This is a genomic window from Aquabacterium commune, from assembly GCF_004362855.1.
GTDB lineage: Bacteria > Pseudomonadota > Gammaproteobacteria > Burkholderiales > Burkholderiaceae_C > Aquabacterium > Aquabacterium commune.
In genome coordinates this window covers 444,801-468,800 of sequence record NZ_SNXW01000001.1, presented here as the reverse complement: position 1 = coordinate 468,800, position 24,000 = coordinate 444,801, and the positions used below count along the sequence as shown (strand labels likewise).

Below are 24,000 nucleotides of genomic sequence, written 5' to 3'. Positions count from 1 at the left end.
GTACGGCGGGTCAGGTTGACGTGCGCGATAATTGACGACAGTGTGTTCCGAATATTCATTCGGATTCAATTCGGATCTCCGCAGCCTCCTGCCCATGCCCCGCATTCCCCGACAGCAGCGCGCCAAGTCCACCGTCGAAGCCATCCTGGACGCCGGCTACATCAGCCTGGGCCGACATGGCCTGGCGGGCACGACCACCACGCACATTGCCGACATCGCGGGTGTCAGCGTGGGCTCGCTGTACGAGTACTTCAAGAACAAGGAAGCCATCTACGAAGCCATGCTGGCGCGCTTCGTGCGCGACCTGGTGGGCGTGCTGCAACCCTTGACGCCGCGCATCGTGCGCATGCCCCTGACCGAGGCCATCCCGACCATCCTCTATGGGGTGCAGGAGCTCCTGCTGCGCGACGAGCAGCGCTACCTGAAGTACGCGCGCGAGGTGTTCAACGCCGACCTGCGCCTGGACCTGGCCGAAGTCTCACGCCTGCTGGGCGACATCATCGTGCAGTACCTGCTGCACAACCCGCAGCACGCGCGCATGCAGCGCTTTGCGGCCATGAGCTACATCTTCGTCAACGCAGGGATGTTCACGGTGATCCGGCACATGTCGGACCCCAACCCGCCCATCACCTACGACGAGCTGGTCGATGGCCTGGCCCACATGGTGAGCCACTATGTGCGCATGGAGCAGCAGCTGGCGCGCAAGGCACAGGCCATGGCGACAAGCCCAGGCACCACAGACGGCGCTTGAGCCTCAGCCCGCTTGCAGGGCGCTTGCCACCTGGGCGTCGAGGACGTCCAGGGGCACGGCCAGGCGCGAGGCCGCATCGGGCACGTGGCGCAAGGCAGGCGCCCACACCGGCGCGGGCCAGCGGGCATCCCAGTCGAAACGCGCGATCACGTGCCAGTGCAGGTGCGGCACCACATTGCCCAGGCTGGCCAAGTTGACCTTGGTGGGCTGCAACGCTTCGCGCAGCACCGTTTCGACCTTGGCCACGGCCTGCATCAGGTGGCTGCGGTCGGCCGGGGCCAGGTCGGTCCACTCGGCGACATGGGCGTTCCAGATCACGCGGTAGAAGCCGGGGTGGTCGGTGCTTTGCGCATCGCCCACCGCGCGGATCACGCGCAGCTTGTCACTGCGCCAGACCAGCAGGCCGCCGTCGCGTTCGCACAGCTCACACGAACCGCGAGGCCCGTGCGTCACACCAGCACCCGCTCGATGCCGCCGTTGTTGGCGCGGGCCACGTACTCCGGCATCCAGTTCTCGCCCAGGATCTGGCGGGCCATCTCGATGACGATGTAGTCGGCTTCCAGCAAGCCGTTGGCGGTGTCTTCGCCATAGCGGCTCAGGCCCTGCAGGCAGGCCGGGCAAGAGGTCAGCACCTTGACGTTGTCCTTCAGGCCGATCAGGCCTTGCCCGCGCAGCTCGGCCTCGCCCTTGCGGATCTCTTCTTCCTTGCGGAAGCGGATCTGCGTGGAGATGTCCGGGCGGTTCACGGCCAGGGTGCCGGCCTCGCCGCAGCAACGGTCGGACTTGACGACGCCGTCGCCCAGCAGGGCCTTGACGGTCTTCATCGGGTCCTGCAGCTTCATGGGCGTGTGGCAGGGGTCGTGGTACAGGAAGGCGCCCTTGCCCTGCAGGGTGATGCCCTTTTCCAGCAGGTACTCGTGGATGTCGATGATGCGGCAGCCGGGGAAGATCTTGTCGAACTGGTAGCCCTGCAGCTGGTCGTAGCAGGTGCCGCAGGACACGACCACCGTTTTGATGTCCAGGTAGTTCAGCGTGTTGGCCACGCGGTGGAACAGCACCCGGTTGTCGGTGATCATCTTCTCGGCCTTGTCGAACTGGCCGGCGCCGCGTTGCGGGTAGCCGCAGCACAGGTAGCCCGGCGGCAGCACGGTCTGCACGCCGGCATGCCACAGCATGGCTTGCGTGGCCAGGCCGACCTGGCTGAACAGGCGCTCCGAGCCGCAACCGGGGAAGTAGAAGACGGCTTCGGTGTCGGCCGACTGCTTGGGGTTGCGGATGATGGGGACGTAGTCGCGGTCTTCGATGTCCAGCAGCGCGCGCGCCGTTTTCTTCGGCAGGCCACCCGGCATCTTCTTGTTGATGAAGTGGACGATTTCCTGCTTCAACGGCGCCTTGCCGACCGAAGCGGGCGGAGCGTCGGTCTGCTTGCGCGCCACCACCTTCATCACGTCGTTGGCCATGCGTTGCAGCGGCATGGCCACGTCCACCAGCGCCGAGCGGATCAGCTTGATGGTCTGCGGGTTGTTGGTGTTGAGCATGGCCATGCCCGCCGCACCCGCCGGGCGGAAGCTCTTCTTGCCCATCTTGTTGAGCAAGTTGCGCATGTTCATCGACACGTCGCCGAAGTCGATTTTCACGGGGCAGGGCGTCAGGCACTTGTGGCAAACCGTGCAGTGGTCGGCCACGTCTTCGAACTCTTCCCAGTGCTTGATGGACACACCGCGGCGCGTCTGCTCTTCGTACAGGAAGGCCTCGACCAGCAACGAGGTGGCCAAAATTTTGTTGCGCGGGCTGTAGAGCAGGTTGGCGCGCGGCACGTGGGTGGCGCACACCGGCTTGCACTTGCCGCAGCGCAGGCAGTCCTTCATGGACGTGGCGATGTCGCCGATGTCCGACTGCTGCATGATCAGTGACTCGTGGCCCATCAGCCCGAACGAGGGCGTGTAGGCCTCGGTCAGGTCGGCGGCGTGGACGTCGTCGCCGAGGTTCTTCAGGGCGTCACCGCGCAGCAGCTTGCCTTTGTTGAAGCGGCCTTGGGGGTCCACCTTGGACTTGTAGGCCGTGAACTTGGCCATCTCGTCGTCGGTCATGAACTCCAGCTTGGTGATGCCGATGCCGTGCTCGCCCGAGATGACGCCGTCCAGGCCACGCGCCAGCTTCATGATGCGCGCCACGGCCTCGTGCGCCGTCTGCAGCATCTCGTAGTTGTCGGAGTTGACGGGGATGTTGGTGTGCACATTGCCGTCGCCGGCGTGCATGTGCAGGGCCACCCAGACGCGGCCACGCAGCACCTGCTTGTGGATGCGCTTGAGCTCGTCCACCACGGGCGCCATGGCCGCACCATTGAAGACCTTGGCCAGCGGCTCGCGGATTTCCTTCTTCCAGCCGGCGCGGATGCTCCACGTCTGCAGCAGGTTGAAGACGGTGTCGCGGCCCTTGGTGATCTCGTCGGGTACATAGGTGCCGTCGCGGTGCTGCAGGTAGCCCAGTGCGACCAGTTCGGCATCGACCTCGCTCAGCGGTGTGTCGATGCGGTCGTGCAGGAAGCGCCAGCGCGCGCGCACCTCGGCCAGCAAGGCCTTGGCGGCGTCGATTTTCTCGGTGAGCTGCTCGGGGCTGGGCAGCTCGGACGGGTCGTCGGTCTTGCCGATGAAGTTGGCGATGTGGGCCGGCTCGGACGCGAAGAAGGCGTCGAAGGCGTCCAGCAGGGCCAGCTTGTTGCGCAGGCTCAGCTCGATGTTGATGCGCTCGATGCCCAGCGTGTACTCGCCCATGCGTGGCAGCGGGATCACCACGTCTTCGTTCACCTTGAAGGCGTTGGTGTGCTTGGCGATGGCGGCGGTGCGCTTGCGGTCGGCCCAGAATTTCTTGCGGGCGTCCGAGCTGACGGCCACGAAGCCTTCGCCGTTGCGGCCATTGGCCAGGCGGATGACCTCGCTGGTGGCGCGGGCCACGCGGTCTTCGTCGTCGCCGACGATGTCACCGATCAGCACCATCTTGGGCAGGCCGGAGCCTGCCACCGTGCGCTTGCTCTTGGTGGCGTAACCCACGGCCTTGAGGTAGCGGTCGTCGAGGTGCTCCAGGCCGGCCAGGATGGCGCCGCCTGGTTGCGCCATTTCGGCGAACATGAAGTCCTTGATCTCGACGATCGAGGGCACGCACAGGGTCGGGTTGCCGAAGAACTCCAGGCACACCGTGCGGGTGTGCTTGGGCATGCGGTGGACGATCCAGCGGCAGCTGGTGATCAGGCCGTCGCAGCCTTCTTTCTGGATGCCGGGCAGGCCGGCGAGGAACTTGTCGGTGACGTCTTTCCCCAAGCCTTCCTTGCGGAAGGTGCGGCCGGGGATGTCGAGGCGCTCGGTGCGGATGGGCGTTTTGCCATCGGCCTGGAAATAACGCAGCTCGAAGCTGGCCGTCTCGACGTCGTGGATCTTGCCCAGGTTGTGGTTGAGGCGAACCACCTCCAGCCATTGCGCGTCGGGCGTGACCATGCGCCACGAGGCGAGGTTGTCCAGGGCGGTGCCCCACAGCACGGCCTTCTTGCCGCCGGCGTTCATGGCGACGTTGCCGCCCACACACGATGCTTCGGCCGAGGTCGGGTCCACGGCGAAGACGAAGCCGGCGCGCTCGGCGGCATCGGCCACGCGCTGCGTGACCACGCCTGCGCCCGTCCAGACGGTGGCGACCGGCTTGTCCACGCCGGGCAGGGCCACCATCTCGACCTCGGTCATCTGTTCGAGCTTCTCGGTGTTGATGACCGCGCTCTTCCAGGTCAGTGGCACGGCGCCGCCGGTGTAGCCGGTGCCGCCCCCACGCGGGATGATGGTCAGGCCGAGTTCGACGCAGCCCTTGACCAGGGCCGCCATTTCTTCTTCGGTGTCCGGTGTGAGGACGACGAAGGGGTACTCGACGCGCCAGTCGGTGGCGTCGGTCACGTGCGAAACGCGGCTCAGGCCATCGAACTTGATGTTGTCGGCGCGGGTGACGGCGCCCAGCACCTGCGCGGTGCGCTTGCGCAGCGTGGCGGTCTGGTCGAAGGCCTTGGCGAAGCGGTCGATGGCCTGGCGGGCGCTGGCCAGCAGCTCGGCCACGAGCTTGTCGCGGGAAGCGTCCTGCGCGGCATGGGCGGCATCGGCCTGGACGTCGGCGCTGTGGCGGCGGCGGTCCACCTCGCCCAGGCGGTGCTGCAGCGCTTCGATGAGCTGGCCGCGTCGCTTGGGGTTGTCCAGCAGGTCGTCCTGCAGGTAGGGGTTGCGCTGCACCACCCAGATGTCGCCCAGCACTTCATAGAGCATGCGCGCGGAACGGCCGGTCTGGCGTTCGGTGCGCAGCAGGCTGAGCACCTCCCAGGCACGCTGGCCCAGCAGGCGCTGGACGATTTCGCGGTCTGAGAAGGACGTGTAGTTGTAGGGGATCTCGCGCAGGCGCGGGAGGCCGTCGGTGAGGACCTTGGCGGCCTGGGCGGTCATGTGGTTCAGCTCGGTGGGTGCGTTCATGGGGAGGTGTCTTCGCGCCTGAGGCGGAATGGTAACGCAGCCACCTTGACCTTCCCGGGAAAAGGCCACTTCCTCGGGCCTTGTGGATCGCTTCAAGGCGGGGGCATCTGGGTATGCTCATGCCCATGACGATGCCGGATTCCCACCTCGCGCCATGGCCTTATCCCTGCTGGATTGCCCACCGTGGCGCCGGCACGCTGGCCCCTGAGAACACCCTGGCGGCCTTCCGCCTGGGGGCGGACCACGGCTTCGCCATGTTCGAGTGCGACGTCAAGCTCAGTGCCGATGGCGAGCCCTTCCTGTTGCACGATGCGGAACTCGACCGCACCACCAACGGCCAGGGGGCGTCCGCGCTGCTGAGCTGGGACGCGCTGTCGCGCCTGGACGCTGGCAGCTGGCATGGCCGCGCCCATGCGGGCGAGCCGCTGCTGCGCCTGGAGGCCCTGGCCCGCTGGTTGCAAGGCCTGGGGCTGATGGTCAACCTGGAGATCAAGCCCAACCCGGGCGACGACGTCCGCACCGGCCGCGTCGTGGCCGAGCGCGTGGCTGCGCTGTGGGCACGCAGCGAGGTCAAGCCGCTGCTGAGCTCGTTCAGCGTGACCGCCCTGGAAGCGGCGGCCGAAGCCCAGCCCGGATTGCCACGCGCCCTGTTGCTGGAGCGCTGGCAGCCGGAGGGCATCGACGAGGCCAACCGGCTGGGTTGCTGCGCCCTGGTGGTGCACCAGGCCTTCCTGAACGCCCGCCGCATCGAGGCCATCCACGCCGCGGGCATGAAGTCGCTGGCCTACACCGTCAACGACGCCGAGCGCGCCGGCACGCTGTGGTTGTCCGGCCTGGACGGCATGGTCACCGACCGCGTGGACCTGTTCGAGCCCCAGGCCCGGCTGGGCGCCTGCCCGGGGCTGAACCTGGTGCCCGACGTGCTGATCGCCTGATCAGCCCGTGCCTGTGATCAGGCCTTTCTCTTGCCGGTGATGCCGTCCACCACGTAGTGGGCCAGGGCATAGACCGTCTCCGAGGGGTTGTAGCCAATCGAAGTGGGCAGCAGGCTGGCGTCCACCACGTAGAGGCTGCGCACATCGTGCGTTTCGCCCTGCGGGTTGACCACGGTGCGCTTCGGGTCGGCGCCCATGCGGCAGGTGCCTTGCGGGTGGAAGGAGGTGTAGCGGTAACGCGACTTCTCGTTCTTCAGCGCCATGATGGTCGGCACGATGTCCTGCTCGCGGGTGATCTCCACCTTCTGCGACGCCGGGATGTGCAGCGTCTTGGCGCCCGAGGCCCACAGCACGCGTGCCGTGGTGATCAGGCCCTTTTTCATGGCCTCGAAGTCCTCGTCGTCAACGTCGTACTTGATCTCCTTGACGCCATTGTTCCAGGTGACTTCGCCGCAGTTCTTGTCGTGGATGAGGCTGATGAGGCGCACCGTGTTCTTGTAGTGCGTCATGTAGGCCGCATAGGGCTTGCCGGTGCCGGGCTCGACCTGGGTGCTGGCCTCGACCGGGTCCTGCACGGCGTTGAGCAGCAGGTAGCCGCCGGCCTGGGGCAGGGTGTACTTGTCCATGTACAGCGAGTGGGTGGCGCCGAAGAAATCGCGCACGTCCTGCGAGAAGATGCCCGTGACGGACATGGTCGGGTGGCAGGCGAAGTTCTTGCCGACCTGGCCGCTGCTGTTGGCGATGCCGCTGCGCAGCAACAGCACGGGCGATTGCACCGGGCCGGCGGCCAGCACCACGAGGGGCGCCTTCACCACCACGTCGGCCTTTTTCTGGCCGGTGGCCGGGTCGATCACCTCGGCCTCGACGCCACTGGCGCGGCCCTCGGTGGTGAGGATGCGCGTGACGCGGGTGTCGGCCACGATCTTGGCGCCGTGCGAGACGGCCCAGGGCAGGTAGGTGACCAGCATGGACTGCTTGCGGTCGGAGGCGCAGCCCGAGAAGCAGGCGCCGCTCATCACGCAGTCCTTGACGTTGCGGCGGGCCTTGCCGCGCGGCAGGCGCAGCTTGTCCAGGCCCTTGCCGATCAACTCGGCGCCGGCACTGGTTTCGTGTCCCGCCACGGTGTTGATGCGCAGGTTGCGCTCGACCAGCTCGAAGTAGGGCTTCATGACGGCGGGCGTCAGGTTCGTCAGGCCGAAATCCTTGCCCCAGGCGTGCAGGTAGTGGTCGGGCGTGCGGAAGCACAGCGCGGCGTTCACCACGGTGGAGCCACCCACGCAAGCGCCTTGCAGGATGGCGATGTCGCCGGTGGCGTTGTTCTGGCCGCCGTGGTCGGCATACAGCTGGCCCATGCTGACGGCCAGCATCTCGGTGAATTTCTCGGAGGGCACGTAGGGGCCGGCCTCCAGCACGATGACTTTCTTGCCCGATTTGGCCAGCTCGAAGGCGGCGATGGCGCCACCAGCGCCCGAGCCGATCACGACGGCATCGGCTTCCCAGCTGATCTGGCTGTCGCGGATGTCCGAGGCCTGGGTGACCTGCAGGCCGTGCTTGGGCACGGCGGCGGCGGGGATGCGGGCCTTGTTCTTGGCGATGTGAACGGTGTTCATGGTGTGTCTGTCTCCGTGGGGTGCGTCGGACTTCAGGCCTGTGGGGCAGGTGCGTTGCCCAACGAGGGGATGCCGCTGCGGCGCGTGAAGGGGCCGGGGTAGCCCAGCGGGGCCCAGGTGGGCGGGTTGGCGAAGTAGGACAGGGCCAGGAGCTTCTTGAGGCCCATGCTCAGGGCGCGCTTGGGCTCTTCGGGCGCGTTGGCCCAGCTGTCGCAAAAGCGGATGGCCTGCTCGTCGGAGAGGTCCACGAAGCGCTTGCCGAAGGTGGCCTGCGGGCCTTCATTGAAATAGCCGATGCCGCCCTTGAGGCCCGCGAGGATGTGCGGCGCCATGGTGGCCAGCAGGGCCGCGTCCAGGGTTTGCAGCATGGGCACCTGGGCCAGCGGCAGCAGGGACGTGCCCGCAGTGGGCAGCATCACTTCCAGCAGGCGTTGCATCACGGCGGCCTCGTCGGCGTTCATGAACTTCAGCGCGGGCAAAGAGGCGGTGGCCTGTGCGGCGAAGGCCAGCGTGGGGCCCAGGGTCAAGGCGGCCGTGGCGGCGGCTGCGGCGGCGGTGGCCGCGCGCAGGAACTGGCGCCGTGGCAGCTGGCGCAGGGCCGCGGCGGCCTGGGCGATCTCGGCGATCTCGGTGGAGGGCATCGACGTGCTCATGGGGTCTCCTCGTGGGGGTGTGGGGCGGTGTCCGGGGTCAGAACAGTTGCAGCAGGCGGACGTTGATGCGCGAGTTTTCCTTGAAACCGTTGCTCACCGTCAGGTCCTTGCCCCACAGCGCCATGACCTGCGTGGTGGGGGTGATGAAGGCTGCGGTGCCCAGCTGGAATTTGTCCACGCGGTTGCCCGTGTTGGCCTGGCTGACGCCGTCCAGCTGGTTGCTGCCGCTGTACCCGCGCGACAGGCCGGCGCGCAGGTCGATGCCCGGGCGCAGGTCATAGCGCAGGAAGGCCTGCAATTGGTAGCTTTGGTTTTGTTCCAGGGTCTGTCCTGCAGCGTTGGCCCGGTTGTTTTTGCCATAGACCGTCACGTCGGCGGCGAGGTCCACCGTGAACTTTTCACCGATGCCGTGGATGTAGCCGACCTGCAGCGCGTACTTCCAGCGGTTTTCGCCGAGGTTCAGGGCCTTGTTGCGGTCGTAGTTGCCAATCGGGGCATAGACGAAGGGCGTGATGCCCAGGTAGCGGCGGTTGACCGGGTCGTTGAGGGTCCAGACCGTGGCCGCGAAGATGGCATCGGCCACGCCGCTGCCCTTGCTCAGCACGGGGGCCACATCGCCCTTGGCTTTCAGCTCACCGAAGGGCAGCAGGATCTGCGGGTCCACGATGTAGCCGGCGATCTTGGTGAAGTGGATGATGCGCAGCACGCCGATGTTGGAGTCCAGGCCGTAGTTGCCGTTGACCTGGTCGCCGCGGGCATACAGGCTGTTGCGTTGCGCGTGCTGGCCGTACAGGGCGACGACGTTGGTGCCTTCGGGCAGGGCGGTGTAGTCACCGGCGTCGATGTCGATGGCGTGGGCGCTCTGGCTGGTGAGGGTGCAGCATGCGACGGCGGCCAGGGCCGATGCGCGCAGGGATGGGAACAGGGATTTGGACAGGCTCATGGGTGTCTCCTTTTGGAATGGGCAGGGGTGGGGGAAAGCTCGGAACAGGGGGACGGGGCTCAGAACGGGTACTGGATGCCCTGGGCCATCACGCTCACCCACTGGGTCTGGGTGAACTCGTGCAGGTTGGCCGGGCCACCGAAGCGGCTGCCGTTGCCGGACGAGGCGCCCATGCCACCGAAAGGCACGTGGAACTCGTTGTTCACGGTCTGGTCGTTGATGTGGACCATGCCGGTGTGCAGGCGCTGCGCGATTTGCTGGGCGCGGTGCGGCTGGCGGGTGTGGATGCCAGCGGCCAGGCCATAGGGCGAAGCGTTGGTCAGGGCGATGGCCTCGTCTTCGGTGTCGAAGACGGTGATGGGCGCCACCGGGCCGAAAATCTCTTCCTTGAAGGCGCGCATCTCGGTGCCGACGTCGGCCAGCACGGTGGGGCGGTAGAACAGGCCTGCGTTCGGGCCACTCACGGGGCCACCCGTCAGCAGGCGCGCACCGGCGCGCACGGCGTCCTGCACGATTTCGTCGATGCGCTCGTGCTGGCGGCGGTTGATGACCGGGCCCAGGTGGACCTGAGCGCGGTGCGGGTCGCCCACGACCAGGGCTTCGGCACGGGCGCGCAGCTTGTCGGCATAGGCCGCGGCCACGCTGCGGTGCACGAGGTGGCGGCCGGCCTGCATGCAGATCTGACCCTGGTGCAGGAAGGCGCCCCAGGCACCGCTGGAGGCGGCGGCGTCGAGGTCGGCGTCTTCGAGCACCATCAGCACGTTGTTGCCGCCCAGCTCCAGGATGCACTTCTTGAGCATGCGCCCGCACACCTCACCGATGTGGCGGCCCACGGCGGTCGAGCCGGTGAAGGACACCATGGCCACGTCCGGGTGCTGCACCAGCGCCTCACCCGCCTCGGGGCCACCGGGCAGCACCTGCAGCACGCCTTCGGGCAGGCCGGCGTCAGCGAACAGCTGGGCGATCAAGGCGCCCCCCGTGACGGCGGCCTGCAGGTCGGGCTTGAGGATGACGGTGTTGCCCATGGCCAGGGCCGGGGCCACCGAGCGCATGGCCAGCAACAGCGGGAAGTTCCAGGGCGTGATCACGGCGACGGTGCCCAGCGGCACGCGCTGCACGTGGTTGATGCGGCCGGGCAGGGTGGAGGGGTAGATCTCGCCGATGGGCTGCATGGGCAGGGCGGCGCACATCTGCAGCTGTTCGTACGTGGCGTGCAGCTCCCACTCGGCCTTCGGGCCGATGGAGCCACATTCGCGCACGTTCCAGTGGTGGAACTCGGTGGCGCGTTCGCGCAGCAGGGTGGCGGCGCGGCGCATCACCTCGGCGCGCTGGTCGAAGGGCGTGGCGGCCCAGCCGGCGTTGGCCTGCGCGGCCACCTGCACGGCGCGCTGCACATCGGCCTGGTTGGCCACGCCGATGGCGCCGATGGTCTCGCCCGTGGCGGGCTCCATCACGGCCACGTGGCCGCCTTCGGAGGCGCGCCAGCCGGGGCTGAAGATGCGGGCCTCCCAGGCCGGGGCGGTGTTTGGAATGGACGCGTTGTTGGCGGGGTTATTCACTTCGTCTCCTTTGAGTCACGGTCTGTCGCGGTCGGTCGCGGCTTCTTGCGGTGTGCTGTGGTCTGTCGCCAGCTGGGCGGACAGCTTGGGTGGCCAGGTCGGTGGTCGGTGGGCCACGCTGGCCATGCCTGACAGAGCGCACAAATTGATCCAGCTCATGCCCATGCGGCGCCGCACGGCCCGCCTTCCCAGGGAAGGTGTCGGGTTAACACCGAGCGTGTCGGCAGGGTCTGGCATGCCGCTGTCTCGGCCCGTCTCGTCTCAGGGGGTGTCTCATGGCGCAGTGGCCGTCTCACTTTGAGACGGCGGCACGAACGGCGCGGCGCGGTGTGCGGCATGCGAACGCGCGGCTGGCCCGGACAGGCACGCCCGAGGCCATCCCGAGGCACGCCCAAGGCAGGCCCTGGGCGCCCCCGAGAGCGCACCGAGGACCTCCCCTGGGCCCCACCGGGCCGTCACCGATTGCGCGTTCGCCCCGGGCTGGGTACTGTCGCGGCTCACTGTTGTTCCGCTTTGCACCCATGTCCCCCACGCGCTCTTTCCAGGCGGTTGCCGCTTACCGACCCGAGCAGATCTGGTCTGCCCGACGCAGCTTCTTCGACGAAGGGCGCGCGCCGCACGGCCTGGTGTCGGACGTGGTGCTGCGTTCCTGGCAACGCTGCCAGTCGCTGGGCCGCCGCCCGGACGAGGCCATCGACTTCTGCCAGCTCGACCGCCCTGCGCTGGGCACCCTGCTGGAGCGCCACGCCATGCTGCTGAGCGCGGCCCGTCCCGCCGTGGAAACGCTGGCCGGTGCCGTGGCCGACGCGGGCTACGCCGTCATGCTGACCGACGCCAGTGGCGTGGTGCTGCTGGCCGAGGGCGCCACACCGTCGCAGAACGTGTTCTTCCGCCGCGCCTTCCGCCCGGGGGTGGACGTCTCCGAGCAGGTCATCGGCAGCAGCGCCATGAGCGTGGCCCTGGCCGAGCACCAGGCCGTGCGCATCTTCGGGCCCGAGCACTACCTCTCGGCCACGCAGATTTTCCACTGTTGCGCCGTGCCGGTGTTCGACCCCTCAGGGCGCATCGTGGCCACGGTGGACATCAGCCGCGACATGCCCGGCATGCTGGAGAGCTCGCTGTGGCTGGCCCAGCGCTGCGCCAACCGCATCGAGCGCGGGCTGTTCGAGTCCCGCCCCGCCTTCCTGCACGTCGAGCTGGACCTGGCCCAGGGCCTGGACGGTGGTGGCAGTGGCGGCTCCCAGGCTTTGCTGGCCATCGGCGAGGACGGCGAGCTCATGGCCATCAGCCGCAGCGCGCGCCAGCTCATGAGCCTGGCGCCCGAGGTCGATGGCATCCACTTCGACGACGTCTTCGAGGGCGGCTTCCAGCACTGGATGGACCAGGCCCTGGCCGCCCCCGAGCGCCTGGCCTTGCGCCTGCGCGGTGGCATCCAGCTGCGCGCCCGCGTGCTCAATGGCGCGGCAGGGCGTCGCCAGCGTGCGTTCGGTGCGATGGGGGCCATGGGCGACGCCACGGACACGCCGGCCGGCGGCCCCTGGCCCGCCAATGTGACCGCCAATGTGACCGCCAATGTGAGCGCCAAGGTGACTGCCCTGGAGCTGGGCGATGCCGACCTGGGCCAGACCTTCGCCCTGGCCAGCCGCGCCTACGCCGCCGACCTGCCGGTGCTGATCACCGGCGAGACGGGCTGCGGCAAGGACTTGGTGGCGCAGGCGCTGCACGCGCACAGCCACCGCCTGCGCCACAACCCCAAGTCACCTTTCGTGGCCGTGAACTGCGCGGGCCTGCCGGCCGAGTTGCTGGCCGGCGAGATGTTCGGCCACGTCGATGGCGCTTTCACCGGCTCACGCAAGGGCGGCGCCTGCGGCAAGGTCGAGGCCGCGCATGGCGGCACCCTGTTCCTCGATGAGATCGGCGACATGCCCCTGGGCGTGCAGGCCACGCTGCTGCGCGTGCTCGACAGCCGCGAGGTGGTGCGCCTGGGCGCGGCGCAATCCCGCAAGGTGGACGTGCGCATCGTCAGCGCGACCCACCAGGACCTGCGCGCTCTGGTGGCGCAAGGCCGCTTCCGCGAGGACCTGTACTACCGCCTGGCCGGCTACGAGTTCCACATCAAGCCCCTGCGCGAGCGCAGTGCCTTCGACGCCTTGCTCCAGGCCTTGCTGGCCGACATGGCCTGCCCCCTGGGCCGCCTGGACACCGAGGCCCGCGCCTGGCTGGCCGCCCAGCCCTGGCCGGGCAATGTGCGCCAGCTGCGCCAGGTGCTCAAGCGCGTGCTGGCTTTGGCCGAGCCGCAGGGCGCGGTCGGCGTGGCGGCGCTGCGCCAGGCCATGCCGGAGGCCGGGGTGGGCGGTGTGGGCGGGGCTTTGGCGCCGAATCCGGTGCCGAACCTGATGCAAAAAGCGCAGGACGAGGCCATCGAAGCCGCCCTTGCCCGCTGCGAAGGCAACGTCACCGCCGCGGCCAAGCTGCTGGGCATCGGCCGGGCGACGCTGTACCGCCGTTTGGGCGCCAAAGCCGCCTGAGCGGGGCGGCGTGCCGCGCTGAAAGTGCCGTGCACCGCACTGGCAGTGCCATCGACCGCGGTCGGCAAGTCATCTTTTGCGTCGGGCTGTGCCGTGCGTGGCACTTCGCGGGCCGAGCGCCGCACTGGGCGCGCCGAGCGTGTCGCGAAAAGCGCGGAGCGCGGCCCTCCGCGCGCGGCCGATGGCCCGCGCTGACGGAAGTTTTGTCGCCAATTGCGCGGCGCTTGTCGCACAAAGCACGGCGCATGGGGGTGAGGTGCCCGACGTGCCGCGGAAAGTGCACGGCGCATCGCTCGCCGAAGGCGGCGGGCCGCCCTTCAAGCGCGGAAAGCGCTCGGCGCCACCCCCTCCCAGCGCTTGAAGGCGCGCCGGAAGTTGGAGAGGTCGTCGTAGCCCAGCATGTAGGCCACCTCCTGCAGCGTCAGCTTGCCGGCCTTGATGTGTTCCACCGCCAGGTGGTGGCGGATGTCTTCCAGGATGTCGCGGTAGGACGTGCCCTCGTCCTGCAGGCGCCGGTGCAGGGTGCGCGGCGTCATGTTGAGCAGGCGCGCGCTCACCTGCAGCGTGGGGAAGCCGCCTTGCTTTTCCAGCATCAGGCGGCGCACCCGGGCTGACAGGGTCTGCTGGCGCGTCAGTTTGGCCAGCTCCTGCTGGCACAGCTGCTCGGCCTCGCGCAGGGCCTCCGGGTTGCCCGAGCGCAGCGGCTGGTCCAGGTGCTCGGAGCTCAGCGCAAAGCCCGTCCAGTCGCCGCCGTAGCGCACCTCGCAGCCGAACAGCTCGCGGGCCAGGTCGGCATGGGCCGGGGCCTCGAAGGGGAAGCTCACCGTGGCCACCTGGCACACGCCCAGGGTCACGTAATCGACGAGGTTCTTGATCGTCAGGATGACGGCCTCCATCACCGGCATGCGGATGTCGCCCAGCGGGTGCGGCTCCGAGAACACCAGGCGGGTGAGCGCCCCGTCGGTCACCACCTGCACGCTGAGCAGGGAGGTGCGCACGAGGAAGTAGCGCTCCATCAGCTGCAGGGCCTGGCGCAGGCTGAGGCTGTTGACGGCCGCATAACCCAGGATGCCGTGGCTGTGCACCAGCAGGCGCTCGCCCACCAGCAGGCCGAAGGCCGGCTCGCCCGTCAGCGCGATGGCCTCGCGCACCAGGCGCTGGAAGTCGGCGAAGGACAGGTGCTGGACCTCCAGCTCGCCGTTCAGGCCGGGGCGCTGCAGCTGCAGCAGCCAGTCCGGCAGGCGCACGCCCATGCGCGTCATCTGCCCGGCGATCTGCTGCACGTACTGGGAGGGGAGAAAGAAGTCGGTGTCGGCCATGGGATGGGTTCCGGGCCGCGATTGTCAATAAATGACCTGTCGATGTCAACGCGGGCCCTCCCGCACCCCAGCCCCGTTTCCTACGATGAACGCATCCCTGGCCCCGTGCCTGGGCCCCTGCCAATTGCCTGATCGAAGGGAGCGTGCATGCGCTGGTTGCTGTCCAAATTCCAGGCCGACAAGCCCGTGACCGCCCTGGTCAACGACGTCGCCATCACCGTCCAGCCCAAGGAGACGCTGCTGCAGGCCGCCTTGCGCCAGGGCATCGACTTTCCCCACAGCTGCCGCGTGGGCGGCTGCGCCACCTGCAAGTGCCGCCTGGTGGAGGGCCGGGTCAAGGAGCTGACCCAGGCCGGCTACATCCTGTCCGACGCCGAGCTGGACCAAGGCTACATCCTGGCCTGCCAGAGCGTGCCCCGGGGCGACGTCAAGGTCACGGTGGACACCCAGGGCGCCGCCGCGCGCCAGCAGGTGGCTGGCCGCGTCATCGCGCAAGACCACCTCACCCACGACATCGTGCGGCTGCGCATCCAGCTCGACGGCACGCTGCCCTACAAGGCCGGGCAGTTCGCGCAGCTGGCCATCGCAGGCTTGCCCGGGGTCTCGCGCAGCTACTCCTTCGCCACGCGCATGCAGCCCGACGCCCAGGTGAGCTTTTTCGTGCGCAAGGTGCCGGGCGGGGTCTTCTCCTCGCACATCCACGCGCAAGCGCTGGTCGGCCAGAGCGTCAGCGTCGAAGGGCCGATGGGCGACTTCTGGCTGCGCACCGCCGAGGCGCCGATGCTGATGGTGGCCGGTGGCAGCGGCCTGGCGCCGGTGCTGGCCATCCTGGAAGAGGCCCTGTGTGCGGGCGTGAAGCGGCCGGTCACGCTGCTGTTCGGCGCGCGCACCCAGGCCGACCTCTGCGCCCTGGACACCCTCACCGAGCTGGCGCGCCAATGGCCGCGCCACTTCGCCTTCGTGCCCGTGCTCTCGCAAGAGCCCGAGGGCTCGTCCTGGCAAGGCCTGCGCGGCCTGGTGGTGGACGTCCTGGCCGAGCACGCCCTGAGCGACCGAACTTTTGCCGACAGCCACGCCTACCTCTGCGGCCCGCCGCCCATGGTGGACAGCGCCCGCGCCGTGCTCCTGCAGCGCGGCCTGCCCGGCGCGCACATCCACGCCGACCGCTTCACCACGCAGCACGACCTGGCCGCGGCTGCCTGAACCTCTGCCGGAGCGCTTGCTGCGCCCCTGCCTGATCCACATGACAAGCGACGCCTGATCGCCACCGAGGAGACACCCCCATGACGCTGTTCCACTACCTCAAGTACTTCCTGTTCCATGCCATTGGCCTGCTGGCCCTGACCATGCTGATGGCCGGCGGCGTCTGGGTCACGGTCGGGCTGATCGCCGTGCTGGCCATCTACATGGTGGGTGACGCCGTCTGTGGCGACGACACGGCCACGCCCAAGCTCCAGCACACCGGCATCCTGACCGTCCAGCTCTGGATGGCCTTGCCGCTGCTGTCGGCCATCGTGCTGGCCTTCGTGTGGTCGGTCAGCCCCGGTGACGCCCTGGGCCTGGGCGCTCTGGTGCAGCAGTTCACCGGCCACGACGCCATCGCCATGCGCGATGCGGCCCACTGGGGCCACCACGTCTCGGGCGTGGTGCTCACCGGCCTGATGATCGGCATGATCGGCACCATCCCCGCGCACGAGCTGACGCACCGCACCTGGGACCCGGTCTCGATGCTGGTCGGGCGCTGGCTGCTGGCCTTCAGCTTCGACACGGTGTTCGCCATCGAGCACGTCTATGGCCACCACCGCTACGTGTCCACCACCGAAGACCCGGCCACCGCACCGCGCGGCCGCAACGTGTACTTCCACGTCCTGGCCTCGACCATCAAGGGCAACATCAGCGCCTGGAAGATCGAGCAAAAGCGCCTCAAGCGCGCAGGCCACGGCGTGCTCACGCCCTTCAACGCCGTCATCCGCGGCCACCTGATGAGCGTGCTGCTGGTGGGCGCTGCCGCCTGGCTGGGCGGCGCGCAAGCCGCGGCCTGGTTCGTGGCCTGTGCGCTGTGGGGCAAGGCGCTGCTGGAGATCGTCAACTACATGGAGCACTACGGCATGGTGCGCGACCCGGCCACCCCGGTGCAGCCGCGCCACTCGTGGAACACGAACAAGCGCATCAGCTCCTGGACCATGTTCAACCTGACCCGCCACTCGCACCACCACGCCCAGGGCGAAGTGCCCTACCAGGACCTCAAGCCCTTCCCCGACGCGCCCATGATGATCGGCGGCTACCTCACCACCATCGCCGTGGCCATGGTCCCGCCGCTGTGGCACAAGCTGATGACGCCCAAGGTGCTGGCCTGGGACCGCGACCACGCCTCGGCCGCCGAGCGCGAACTGGCCCGCCAGGCCAACCGCGACAGCCACATCCCCGCGATGGTGACGGCCGGCTGAGGCCCCGTGATCAAGGGGGGCAGCGCATGGAAAGCCCCAGCCTGACAGCGCCGCAACAGGGGCCATCCTCCGGCTTGCATTGCCCGCAATCCGTTCGACCCTGTGTCCTGCCCTGTCCCCATGCGCGTCTCCCCCGTCAACCTGAAGATCCTGGCCTACACCCTCGACGTGGAAGGCTTCGACGCGTCGGGTCCCTTGCAAGCCTGCGGCTTTGCGTCCGCCGAGGCCTTGCAGGACGATGGCGAGTGGCTGCCGGTGGCGCTGTTCGACCGCATGATGGCCGCCGCCATCGAGGCCACGGGCGACGCCGCCTTCGGCCTGGTGGCCGGCAAGAGCATCGCGCTGATGCGCCACGGCACCATCACGCCGCTGGTGCTGTCCACGCCCAGCCTGCGCCAGCTGCTCGATGACCTGCGCCGCTTCGCCGGCCTGACGGTCGAGCACAGCGAGATCGAGCTGGTGGAGTCCACCCGCGGCGCGCGCCTGCGGGTGACGCCCGTGGTGCGCAACGGCCGCAGCGGCCACTTCCGCATGGAGCTGGTGGCCACCAGCGCCGTGCAGATGCTGAAGTTCGCCGGCGCCAGCAACCCCGACATCTTCCAGGTGGACTTCCCCTACGCCGAGCCCGTCGGCCAGGCGCAGCGCTACGAAGCCACCTTCGGGCCGCGCATCGCCTTCGGGCGCAAGGACTGCGGCATCGACTTCAACCCCGCCCTGCTGGACGCGCGCATGCCCATGCACGACCCGGTGGCCTACGTGTCGGCGCGCACCCGGGCCGAATCGGTGCTGGCCGCCATGCGCGCGGGCACCGACGTGGCCGAGCGCGTGCGCCAGTGGCTGCTGCAGGCCTTCCCGCGCCAGCCCACGGTGGCCGAGACCGCCGCCCACCTGGGCCTGCAGGAGCGTGCCTTGCGCCGCCACCTGCTGCTGCTGGGCACCTCGCACGCCGCCCTGATGCAGGAGTGCCAGCAACTGGTGGCCGAGCGCCTGCTGGCCGAGGGGCGCATGCCGCTCAAGCAGATCGCCGAGGCGCTGGGCTTTTTGTCGGTGCACAGCTTCCACCGCGCCTTTCGGCGCTGGTCGGGCGTGACACCCTCGGCCTGGCGCGACCAGGGGGTGGCCATTGGGGAAAGCCTGGGCCGCCCGGGGCAATGAGTTGGTCAGTCCGGCCATTGGTGCGCGCGGGCTGAGTGCCTAGCATCGGACCTCGTTCAACACGCAACAGGAGGCCCCGATGCACCCCACCCGCCGCCAGCTCGGCCAGCAGATCTTGCACACCGCCGCCGGCCTCGGCCTGCAGAGCGTGGGCGCCGTGGGCGCCATGAGCGCGGTGGGCCGGTCCCTGGCCGCGGGCGGGCTAGCCGCGTCGGTGGCCGGTGCCGCGCAGGCCAGCGCGGCCACCCAGCACGTGCGCGCCCTGGTCGTGGGCACCGGCTACGGCGGCGCCGTCACCGCCATGCGCCTGGCGCAGCGCGGCATCCCCGTCACCCTGCTGGAGATGGGCCAGCTGTGGAACAAGCCGGGCAAGGACGGCAACATCTTCTGCAACAGCCTCAAACCCGACGAGCGCGCCATGTGGTTCTCGACCCAGGCCGCGGCCGTGGCCACCAGCCTCTTCAACATCCCCATCAACATCAAGGTGCCGTACTCGGCAGGCGTGCTCGACGTGCTGCGCGCACCCAACGGCGCCATGGACGTCTATTGCGGCCGAGGCGTGGGCGGTGGCTCGCTGGTCAACATGGCGATGCTGATCACGCCGCAGCGCGAGGTGCTGCAGGGCCTGATGCCGACCGGCTTCGACGTCGATGACTTCCTGCGCCGCCAGTGCCCCAAGGCCCTGGGCCAGTTGGGCGCCAACCTCATCCGACCGGCCTACTTCGAGGGCAGCGCCTACCACCGCTACGCCCGCGTCAACCGCGCGGCCCTGGCCCGCGCCGGCTACACCACGGACTTCCTGCCCTCGGGCTACGACTTCAACTACATGGAGCAGGAAGAGGCCGGCCTGGTGCCCAAGTCTGCGCTGGGCATGGAAGGCGGCTACGGCAACAACCACGGCAAGCGCAACCTGACGAAGAACTACCTGGCCGACGCCGTGGGCACGGGCCTGGTGAGCATCCGCGCGATGTCTTCGGTCAAGCGCATCGCGCAGGCGCCCGATGGGACCTACGTCGTCACCGTCGAGGAAATCGACGTGATGGGCAACACCGTGCAGCGCTACGAGCTGGGCTGCGACCACCTCTTCCTGGCCGGTGGCAGCATGGGCACCTCCGAGATGCTGGTGCGCGCCCGCGAGACCGGCACCTTGCCCCGCCTGAACAGCGCCGTCGGCACGCAATGGAGCGCCAACAGCGACATCTTCGTGGTGCGTGGCAACCCGGTGTGGAACCCCACCGGCACCAAACAGTCGCTGGTGCCGGCCACGGGCTTTCGCACGCGCGACCAGGATGGCCGCCCGGTGTTCTCCATGAACATCCCCTTGCCGCTGGTGCTGGAGTCGTGGGCGAACATGAACATCGTCATGACGCAAAACCCCGAGCTGGGCAGCTTCGGCTACGACGCCACCACGGGCCGCGCGGTGCTGCGCTGGAACGGCCAGAACGCGCCCGCGGTGCGCAGCGCCAAGCACATCTTCGACCGCGTCAACCAGGCCGCCGGCACCCACTACCGCAGCGACCTGTTCAGCGGCAAGACCTTCGCCGACAGCAGCACCTACCACCCGGTGGGTGGCTGCCCGCTGGGCAAGGCCACCGACCTGTTCGGCCGCGTGGCGGGGTACGAGCGGCTCTACGTCATGGACGGCGCGCTCATCCCCGGTGCGCTGGTGGCCAACCCGGCCTTGACCGTGGCCGCCCTGGCCGAACGCAACATCGAACACATCCTGCAGCGCGATTTCTGAGCCTGGCCCGCGCCCCACACCCCATCACCCAAGGAGACCCCATGACCCACGCCACCCTGACCCGCAAGACGCGACCCGCCACCCTGGCCTTGCGCGGCGTTGCCGCCGCCATGGCAGCCCTGTGCGCCCTCAGCCTGGGCGTGGACGCCCTGGCGCAAACCACCACCCTGGGCACGCGCGGCAGCCTGGCGCAAGCCAACGCGCCCATCACCAGCAACGCGGGCAGCACCTGGAAGGCCTATGCGCGGGCCGAGGACCACCCGGGCTCCGTCACCTTGCCGCTGCAGTTCATCACGACGAAGTCGGGGCAGAAGCTGGCGGTGCTGGTGTCTGTGCCGGCCGATGCCAATGGCCGGGCCGTGGCCGGCGCCTTCCCCGTCATCCTGACGCAGACGGCCTACCGCATCGACCTGGGCCAGCTGCTCGGCACCGTGCTGGGCACGGGCAACACCTTGCTGGTGGGCGGCCAGGACCGCTTCATGAACAAGCGCGGCTACATCTCGGTGGCCGTTGACGTGCTGGGCTCGGGCATGTCGAGCGACGAGGCCCAGTTGCTGGGCGCGCCCGAGCAGGCCGGCTATGGCGAGGCGGTGGACTGGATCACCCGCCAGCCCTGGTTCAACGGGCAGCTCGGCCTGGCCGGCACCTCCTACCTGGGCATCACCAGCCTGCTGACGGCGCAGCAACAGCACCCGGCCGTCAAGGCCGTGTTCGCGCAAGTGCCCATGGGCGATGCCTACCGCGGCACCGTCGGCGTGGGCGGCCTGCTCAACGCCAAGTTCATCAGCCTGTGGCTGCCGCTGACGCAGTCGCTGAGCGTGGGCAACTCGCTGGCCATCAACAACAACCCGGCTTATGCCGAGCAGATCAAGGCGGCGAACCAGCAGCACATCGCGTCCATCGACAGCTGGTACCTGCCCACCGTGGCCAATTCGCTGTCGGGCAAGACCGGCTACGCCAGCGACGATGGCGACTTCTGGGCCGTGCGCTCGCCGGTGGAGGGCGCGGCCAAGGTCCAGGTGCCGACCTTCCTGGTGGGCAGCAGCAACGACATCTTCCAGCGCGACGAGCCGCTGCTCTACGAACAGCTCAAGCGCCGCGTCAACACCAAGCTGGTGGTGCTCAAGGGCTCGCACATCCAGGCGGTGCTGTCGGCCTCGGCCGGCGCCGACACCGCGCTGGCCAACGGCGCGCCGGGCTCGGCCTCGCTGATGCTGCAGTGGTTCGACCAGTACCTCAAGGGCATCGACACCGGTGCGGCCGCCTTGCCCAACGTCACGCAGTTCGTCGAGGGCTATGGCCTGCTGGGCACGACCCGCTTCGCCCGCGCCACCGACTGGCCCCACCCGCAGATGACGCCGCAGCGCCTGTACCTGCGCGGCAACCTGGCCCTGAGCACGCAAAAGCCCACCACCGCCGACACCTTGCGCACCGTGCGCGAACCCGCAGCCCCGGTCGTCACCTACGAGAAGAGCAGCGACGGCACGGCGGTCAAGGCCAGCATCGCCATCAACGACGGCAGCGACTGCTCCAGCAGCTTCGTGCAGTGGTCCCTGGGCATGGCGGGCCTGCTGCCCAAGCCCTGCTACACCAACAGCGCCACGGTGGAGCGCACGCAGAACGCGCTGATCTACCAGACCGAGACCCTCACCAGCGACCTCTACCTCAATGGCCCCATCCAGGCCGACATCTGGATGCGCACCACGAACACCGAGGCCGCCGTGGCCGTGCGCGTCGATGACGTCGATGCCTTCGGCGTGGCCACGCCCATCAGCACGGGTTTGATGTCGGCCAGCTTCCGCGCGGTGGACGCCAGCCGCTCGCGCGTCGTCAAGGGCGTGATGGTCCAGCCCTGGCACCCCTTCACGGAGGCCTCGAAGTTGCCCGTGGTGCCGGGCCAGGCCATGCTGGTGCCGGTGGAGGTCTTCCCGGCCGCGGCGTTGGTCCGCAAGGGCCACAAGCTGCGCATTGCCATCAGCGCCAGCAACCAGGCGCAGGGCGTGTGGCCGACGCCGCAGCAGCTCAAGGCCAACGGCAACGTCAGCACCATCTTGAGCGACCCGGCGCACCCCTCCAGCGTCGTGCTGCCCGTGGTGCCGACCAGCGCGCTGAACTGAGCGCTGCCGCAAAGCCGGCGCTGGCACCTCCCCGCGCTTGAGGGGGAGGTGTGGGGCTTGTCACGGGAGGGTCATGTGGCCCCCGCATGGTCGCCTGTTTCGAGATGTGTCTGCGGGCACACCCACCACAGGAGTACACCCATGCACAAGCTGACCTCTTCCCTGCTGGCCGCCGCTGCCGGCGTCCTCACCCTGGCCGCCACCGGTGCCCAGGCCCAAGTCCGCATCACCGAAGTGGCGCCCTGGGCCAGCGGCAATGCACCCTACACCACCGACTGGTTCGAGCTGACCAATTTCGGCAGCACCGCCGTGAGCCTCAGCGGCTGGACGATGGACGACAGCTCCAACGGCTCGGCCAAGGTGGCCCTGTCCGGCATCGGCAGCATCGCCGCGGGCGAGTCGGTGATCTTCACCGAGAACGCCGCTGCAGCTTCTTTTCTGAGCACCTGGTTCGGCGCCAATGCCCCTGCCAGCTTGAAGATCGGCACCTACACCGGCGCGGGCGTGGGCCTCAGCACCGGCGGTGACGCGGTCAACATCTTCAACGCCAGCGGCGTGCTGCAAGCCAATGTCAGCTTCGGCACTGCCGATGCCACCTCGCCTTACCAGACCTTCGACAACGCCGCCGGCCTGAACGGCGTCACCATCTCGCAACTGAGCGTGGTGGGTGTCAACGGCGCTTTCGTGGCCGCCAACGATGTCGCTGAAATCGGCTCGCCCGGCAGCATCTCGGCCGTGCCCGAGCCCGAGAACCTCGCGCTGGCGCTGGCCGCACTGGGCGTCATCGGTCTGGTGGCGCGCAAGCGTCAAGCCTGATCTCCCCGGACAAGCACACAGGCTCACACCATGAAAATCCAACACCTCGTCCTCGCCCTGGCGGCGGCTGGCTGCGTTTCTGCGCAAGCCGCTGATGCGATCAACCTGGCCAACTACCAGGTCACCGGCACCTACAGCCTGCCCATTTTCAACGGCGCCAACACCAGCGGCTTGTTGTCCGGCCTGGAGGGCTCGGCCATCGCCTACGCCCGCGACCGCGGCACGCTGTTCTTCGTCGGTGACGAAGGCTCGGGCATCATCGAGATCTCGCTCACCGGCCAGACCATCGGCAGCATGGCCTTCAACTGGGCCGGCACCGGCGCCACCAAGAACGACACCGAAGGCCTGACCTACCTGGGCAATGGCCAGTTCGTCGTCACCGAAGAGCGCCTGCAAAACGGCTACAAGTTCAGCTACAGCGCCGGCGGCACCGCGGCCCTGGGCGGTGCGCCTTTCGTTTCCTTCGGCCCGACCATCGGCAACATCGGCATCGAAGGCATCAGCTACGACGCCCGCAATGGCAACTTCGTGACCGTCAAGCAGGACGACCCATCCGTTCTGAGCATCTACAACGCGCTGACCTTTTCGACCACGGCGGGTGCCGATGCCACGCCGACCACGTCGTTCGCGGCGGTGCCCACGGCCCCGGGTTCGAGCACCTACACGTCGCTGTTCGGCCTGAACAGCCTGTCGGACGTGGCCGTGCTGGGTGCCGTCGATGGCCTGAACGGCACCGCCGCTGCCGAGAACCTGCTGATCCTGAGCCTGGATTCGCGCCAGCTCATCGAGATCACCCGCGCTGGCGTGATCAAGAGCAGCTTCGACCTGTCCAACGTGCTGCCGCACAACGGCATCGAAGGCGTGACGATCGACGAAAACGGCACCATCTACCTGGTGGCCGAGCAGGTCCAGGACGGCAGCAACGTGCTG

At 68.6% G+C, this 24,000-nt stretch carries 16 protein-coding genes and 1 pseudogene; 10 read left to right on the top strand and 7 right to left on the bottom strand.

Going from position 1 to position 24,000, the window contains the following annotated elements; all coding sequences use genetic code 11:
• Window positions 1–94 precede the first annotated feature (94 nt).
• On the top strand, window positions 95–751 hold the full coding sequence (locus EV672_RS02065; RefSeq protein WP_133605904.1) for a TetR/AcrR family transcriptional regulator: 657 nt from the start codon (window positions 95–97) through the stop codon (window positions 749–751).
• A 3-nt stretch (window positions 752–754) separates the two neighbouring features.
• On the opposite strand, the gene EV672_RS02060 is transcribed toward EV672_RS02065, so the two are convergent.
• Together EV672_RS02060 and EV672_RS02055 are read right to left on the bottom strand one after the other, a co-directional pair.
• Complete coding sequence (locus EV672_RS02060) at window positions 755–1,204, bottom strand: HIT family protein (RefSeq protein WP_133605903.1); 450 nt, start codon at window positions 1,202–1,204, stop codon at window positions 755–757.
• Window positions 1,201–5,247 carry a DUF3683 domain-containing protein gene (locus EV672_RS02055; RefSeq protein WP_133605902.1) on the bottom strand — a complete coding sequence of 1,349 codons (4,047 nt, stop codon included), beginning with the start codon at window positions 5,245–5,247 and terminating at the stop codon, window positions 1,201–1,203. The genes EV672_RS02060 and EV672_RS02055 overlap by 4 nt, the downstream gene beginning before the upstream one ends.
• A 125-nt stretch (window positions 5,248–5,372) precedes the next feature.
• On the opposite strand from EV672_RS02055, the gene ugpQ reads away from it, so the two are divergent.
• Window positions 5,373–6,182 carry a glycerophosphodiester phosphodiesterase gene (ugpQ, locus tag EV672_RS02050; protein WP_133605901.1) on the top strand — a complete coding sequence of 270 codons (810 nt, stop codon included), beginning with the start codon at window positions 5,373–5,375 and terminating at the stop codon, window positions 6,180–6,182.
• Window positions 6,183–6,199: 17 nt separating this feature from the next.
• Here ugpQ and EV672_RS02045 read toward each other — a convergent pair whose 3' ends face one another.
• Genes EV672_RS02045 through EV672_RS02030 form a run of 4 tightly spaced genes read right to left on the bottom strand, consistent with a single transcriptional unit; the run spans window position 6,200 to window position 10,947 of the window.
• Window positions 6,200–7,792, bottom strand: a complete 1,593-nt coding sequence (locus EV672_RS02045) for an FAD-dependent oxidoreductase (RefSeq protein WP_133605900.1) — start codon at window positions 7,790–7,792, stop codon at window positions 6,200–6,202.
• A gap of 32 nt (window positions 7,793–7,824) precedes the next feature.
• Window positions 7,825–8,445: a gluconate 2-dehydrogenase subunit 3 family protein gene (locus EV672_RS02040; RefSeq protein WP_133605899.1), complete on the bottom strand. Its 621-nt coding sequence runs from the start codon at window positions 8,443–8,445 to the stop codon at window positions 7,825–7,827.
• Between the two features lie 37 nt (window positions 8,446–8,482).
• The gene (locus EV672_RS02035; protein ID WP_133605898.1) at window positions 8,483–9,388 is read right to left on the bottom strand and encodes a transporter; all 906 of its coding nucleotides are present in this window, start codon (window positions 9,386–9,388) and stop codon (window positions 8,483–8,485) included.
• 59 nt (window positions 9,389–9,447) lie between these two features.
• On the bottom strand, window positions 9,448–10,947 hold the full coding sequence (locus tag EV672_RS02030; protein ID WP_243738467.1) for a benzaldehyde dehydrogenase: 1,500 nt from the start codon (window positions 10,945–10,947) through the stop codon (window positions 9,448–9,450).
• Between the two features lie 521 nt (window positions 10,948–11,468).
• On the opposite strand from EV672_RS02030, the gene EV672_RS02025 reads away from it, so the two are divergent.
• Complete coding sequence (locus tag EV672_RS02025; RefSeq protein ID WP_133605897.1) at window positions 11,469–13,475, top strand: sigma-54-dependent Fis family transcriptional regulator; 2,007 nt, start codon at window positions 11,469–11,471, stop codon at window positions 13,473–13,475.
• Window positions 13,476–13,792: 317 nt separating this feature from the next.
• Here the strand turns inward: EV672_RS02025 and EV672_RS02020 are convergent, their stop codons facing one another.
• On the bottom strand, window positions 13,793–14,794 hold the full coding sequence (locus EV672_RS02020) for an AraC family transcriptional regulator (protein WP_133605896.1): 1,002 nt from the start codon (window positions 14,792–14,794) through the stop codon (window positions 13,793–13,795).
• A 147-nt stretch (window positions 14,795–14,941) separates the two neighbouring features.
• On the opposite strand from EV672_RS02020, the gene EV672_RS02015 reads away from it, so the two are divergent.
• The 7 genes and pseudogenes from EV672_RS02015 to EV672_RS18925 all read left to right on the top strand — a co-directional run.
• Window positions 14,942–15,997 (top strand): 2Fe-2S iron-sulfur cluster-binding protein, encoded by a 1,056-nt coding sequence (locus tag EV672_RS02015; protein WP_133605895.1) that lies wholly within the window; start codon window positions 14,942–14,944, stop codon window positions 15,995–15,997.
• 80 nt (window positions 15,998–16,077) lie between these two features.
• Window positions 16,078–17,241: an alkane 1-monooxygenase gene (locus EV672_RS02010; protein ID WP_133605894.1), complete on the top strand. Its 1,164-nt coding sequence runs from the start codon at window positions 16,078–16,080 to the stop codon at window positions 17,239–17,241.
• A 120-nt stretch (window positions 17,242–17,361) separates the two neighbouring features.
• Complete coding sequence (locus EV672_RS02005; RefSeq protein WP_133605893.1) at window positions 17,362–18,396, top strand: AraC family transcriptional regulator; 1,035 nt, start codon at window positions 17,362–17,364, stop codon at window positions 18,394–18,396.
• Between the two features lie 79 nt (window positions 18,397–18,475).
• A complete protein-coding gene (locus EV672_RS02000) occupies window positions 18,476–20,137 on the top strand; it encodes a GMC oxidoreductase (RefSeq protein ID WP_133605892.1) in 1,662 nt (553 codons plus the stop codon).
• Between the two features lie 41 nt (window positions 20,138–20,178).
• On the top strand, window positions 20,179–22,254 hold the full coding sequence (locus EV672_RS01995) for a CocE/NonD family hydrolase (protein WP_133605891.1): 2,076 nt from the start codon (window positions 20,179–20,181) through the stop codon (window positions 22,252–22,254).
• 141 nt (window positions 22,255–22,395) lie between these two features.
• The gene (locus EV672_RS01990) at window positions 22,396–23,070 is read left to right on the top strand and encodes a lamin tail domain-containing protein (protein ID WP_133605890.1); all 675 of its coding nucleotides are present in this window, start codon (window positions 22,396–22,398) and stop codon (window positions 23,068–23,070) included.
• A 30-nt stretch (window positions 23,071–23,100) separates the two neighbouring features.
• Window positions 23,101–23,961: pseudogene (locus EV672_RS18925) on the top strand (SdiA-regulated domain-containing protein); the annotation flags it as partial.
• Window positions 23,962–24,000 lie beyond the last annotated feature (39 nt).

What these genes read in the sequence shown, in the direction of transcription:
- EV672_RS02065 (WP_133605904.1), top strand. Translation starts at nt 95, where the DNA reads ATGCCCCGCATTCCCCGACAGCAGCGCGCCAAGTCCACCGTCGAAGCC.
- EV672_RS02055 (WP_133605902.1), bottom strand. Translation starts at nt 5,247, where the DNA reads ATGAACGCACCCACCGAGCTGAACCACATGACCGCCCAGGCCGCCAAG.
- ugpQ (WP_133605901.1), top strand. Translation starts at nt 5,373, where the DNA reads ATGACGATGCCGGATTCCCACCTCGCGCCATGGCCTTATCCCTGCTGG.
- EV672_RS02045 (WP_133605900.1), bottom strand. Translation starts at nt 7,792, where the DNA reads ATGAACACCGTTCACATCGCCAAGAACAAGGCCCGCATCCCCGCCGCC.
- EV672_RS02040 (WP_133605899.1), bottom strand. Translation starts at nt 8,445, where the DNA reads ATGAGCACGTCGATGCCCTCCACCGAGATCGCCGAGATCGCCCAGGCC.
- EV672_RS02035 (WP_133605898.1), bottom strand. Translation starts at nt 9,388, where the DNA reads ATGAGCCTGTCCAAATCCCTGTTCCCATCCCTGCGCGCATCGGCCCTG.
- EV672_RS02025 (WP_133605897.1), top strand. Translation starts at nt 11,469, where the DNA reads ATGTCCCCCACGCGCTCTTTCCAGGCGGTTGCCGCTTACCGACCCGAG.
- EV672_RS02020 (WP_133605896.1), bottom strand. Translation starts at nt 14,794, where the DNA reads ATGGCCGACACCGACTTCTTTCTCCCCTCCCAGTACGTGCAGCAGATC.
- EV672_RS02015 (WP_133605895.1), top strand. Translation starts at nt 14,942, where the DNA reads ATGCGCTGGTTGCTGTCCAAATTCCAGGCCGACAAGCCCGTGACCGCC.
- EV672_RS02010 (WP_133605894.1), top strand. Translation starts at nt 16,078, where the DNA reads ATGACGCTGTTCCACTACCTCAAGTACTTCCTGTTCCATGCCATTGGC.
- EV672_RS02005 (WP_133605893.1), top strand. Translation starts at nt 17,362, where the DNA reads ATGCGCGTCTCCCCCGTCAACCTGAAGATCCTGGCCTACACCCTCGAC.
- EV672_RS02000 (WP_133605892.1), top strand. Translation starts at nt 18,476, where the DNA reads ATGCACCCCACCCGCCGCCAGCTCGGCCAGCAGATCTTGCACACCGCC.
- EV672_RS01995 (WP_133605891.1), top strand. Translation starts at nt 20,179, where the DNA reads ATGACCCACGCCACCCTGACCCGCAAGACGCGACCCGCCACCCTGGCC.
- EV672_RS01990 (WP_133605890.1), top strand. Translation starts at nt 22,396, where the DNA reads ATGCACAAGCTGACCTCTTCCCTGCTGGCCGCCGCTGCCGGCGTCCTC.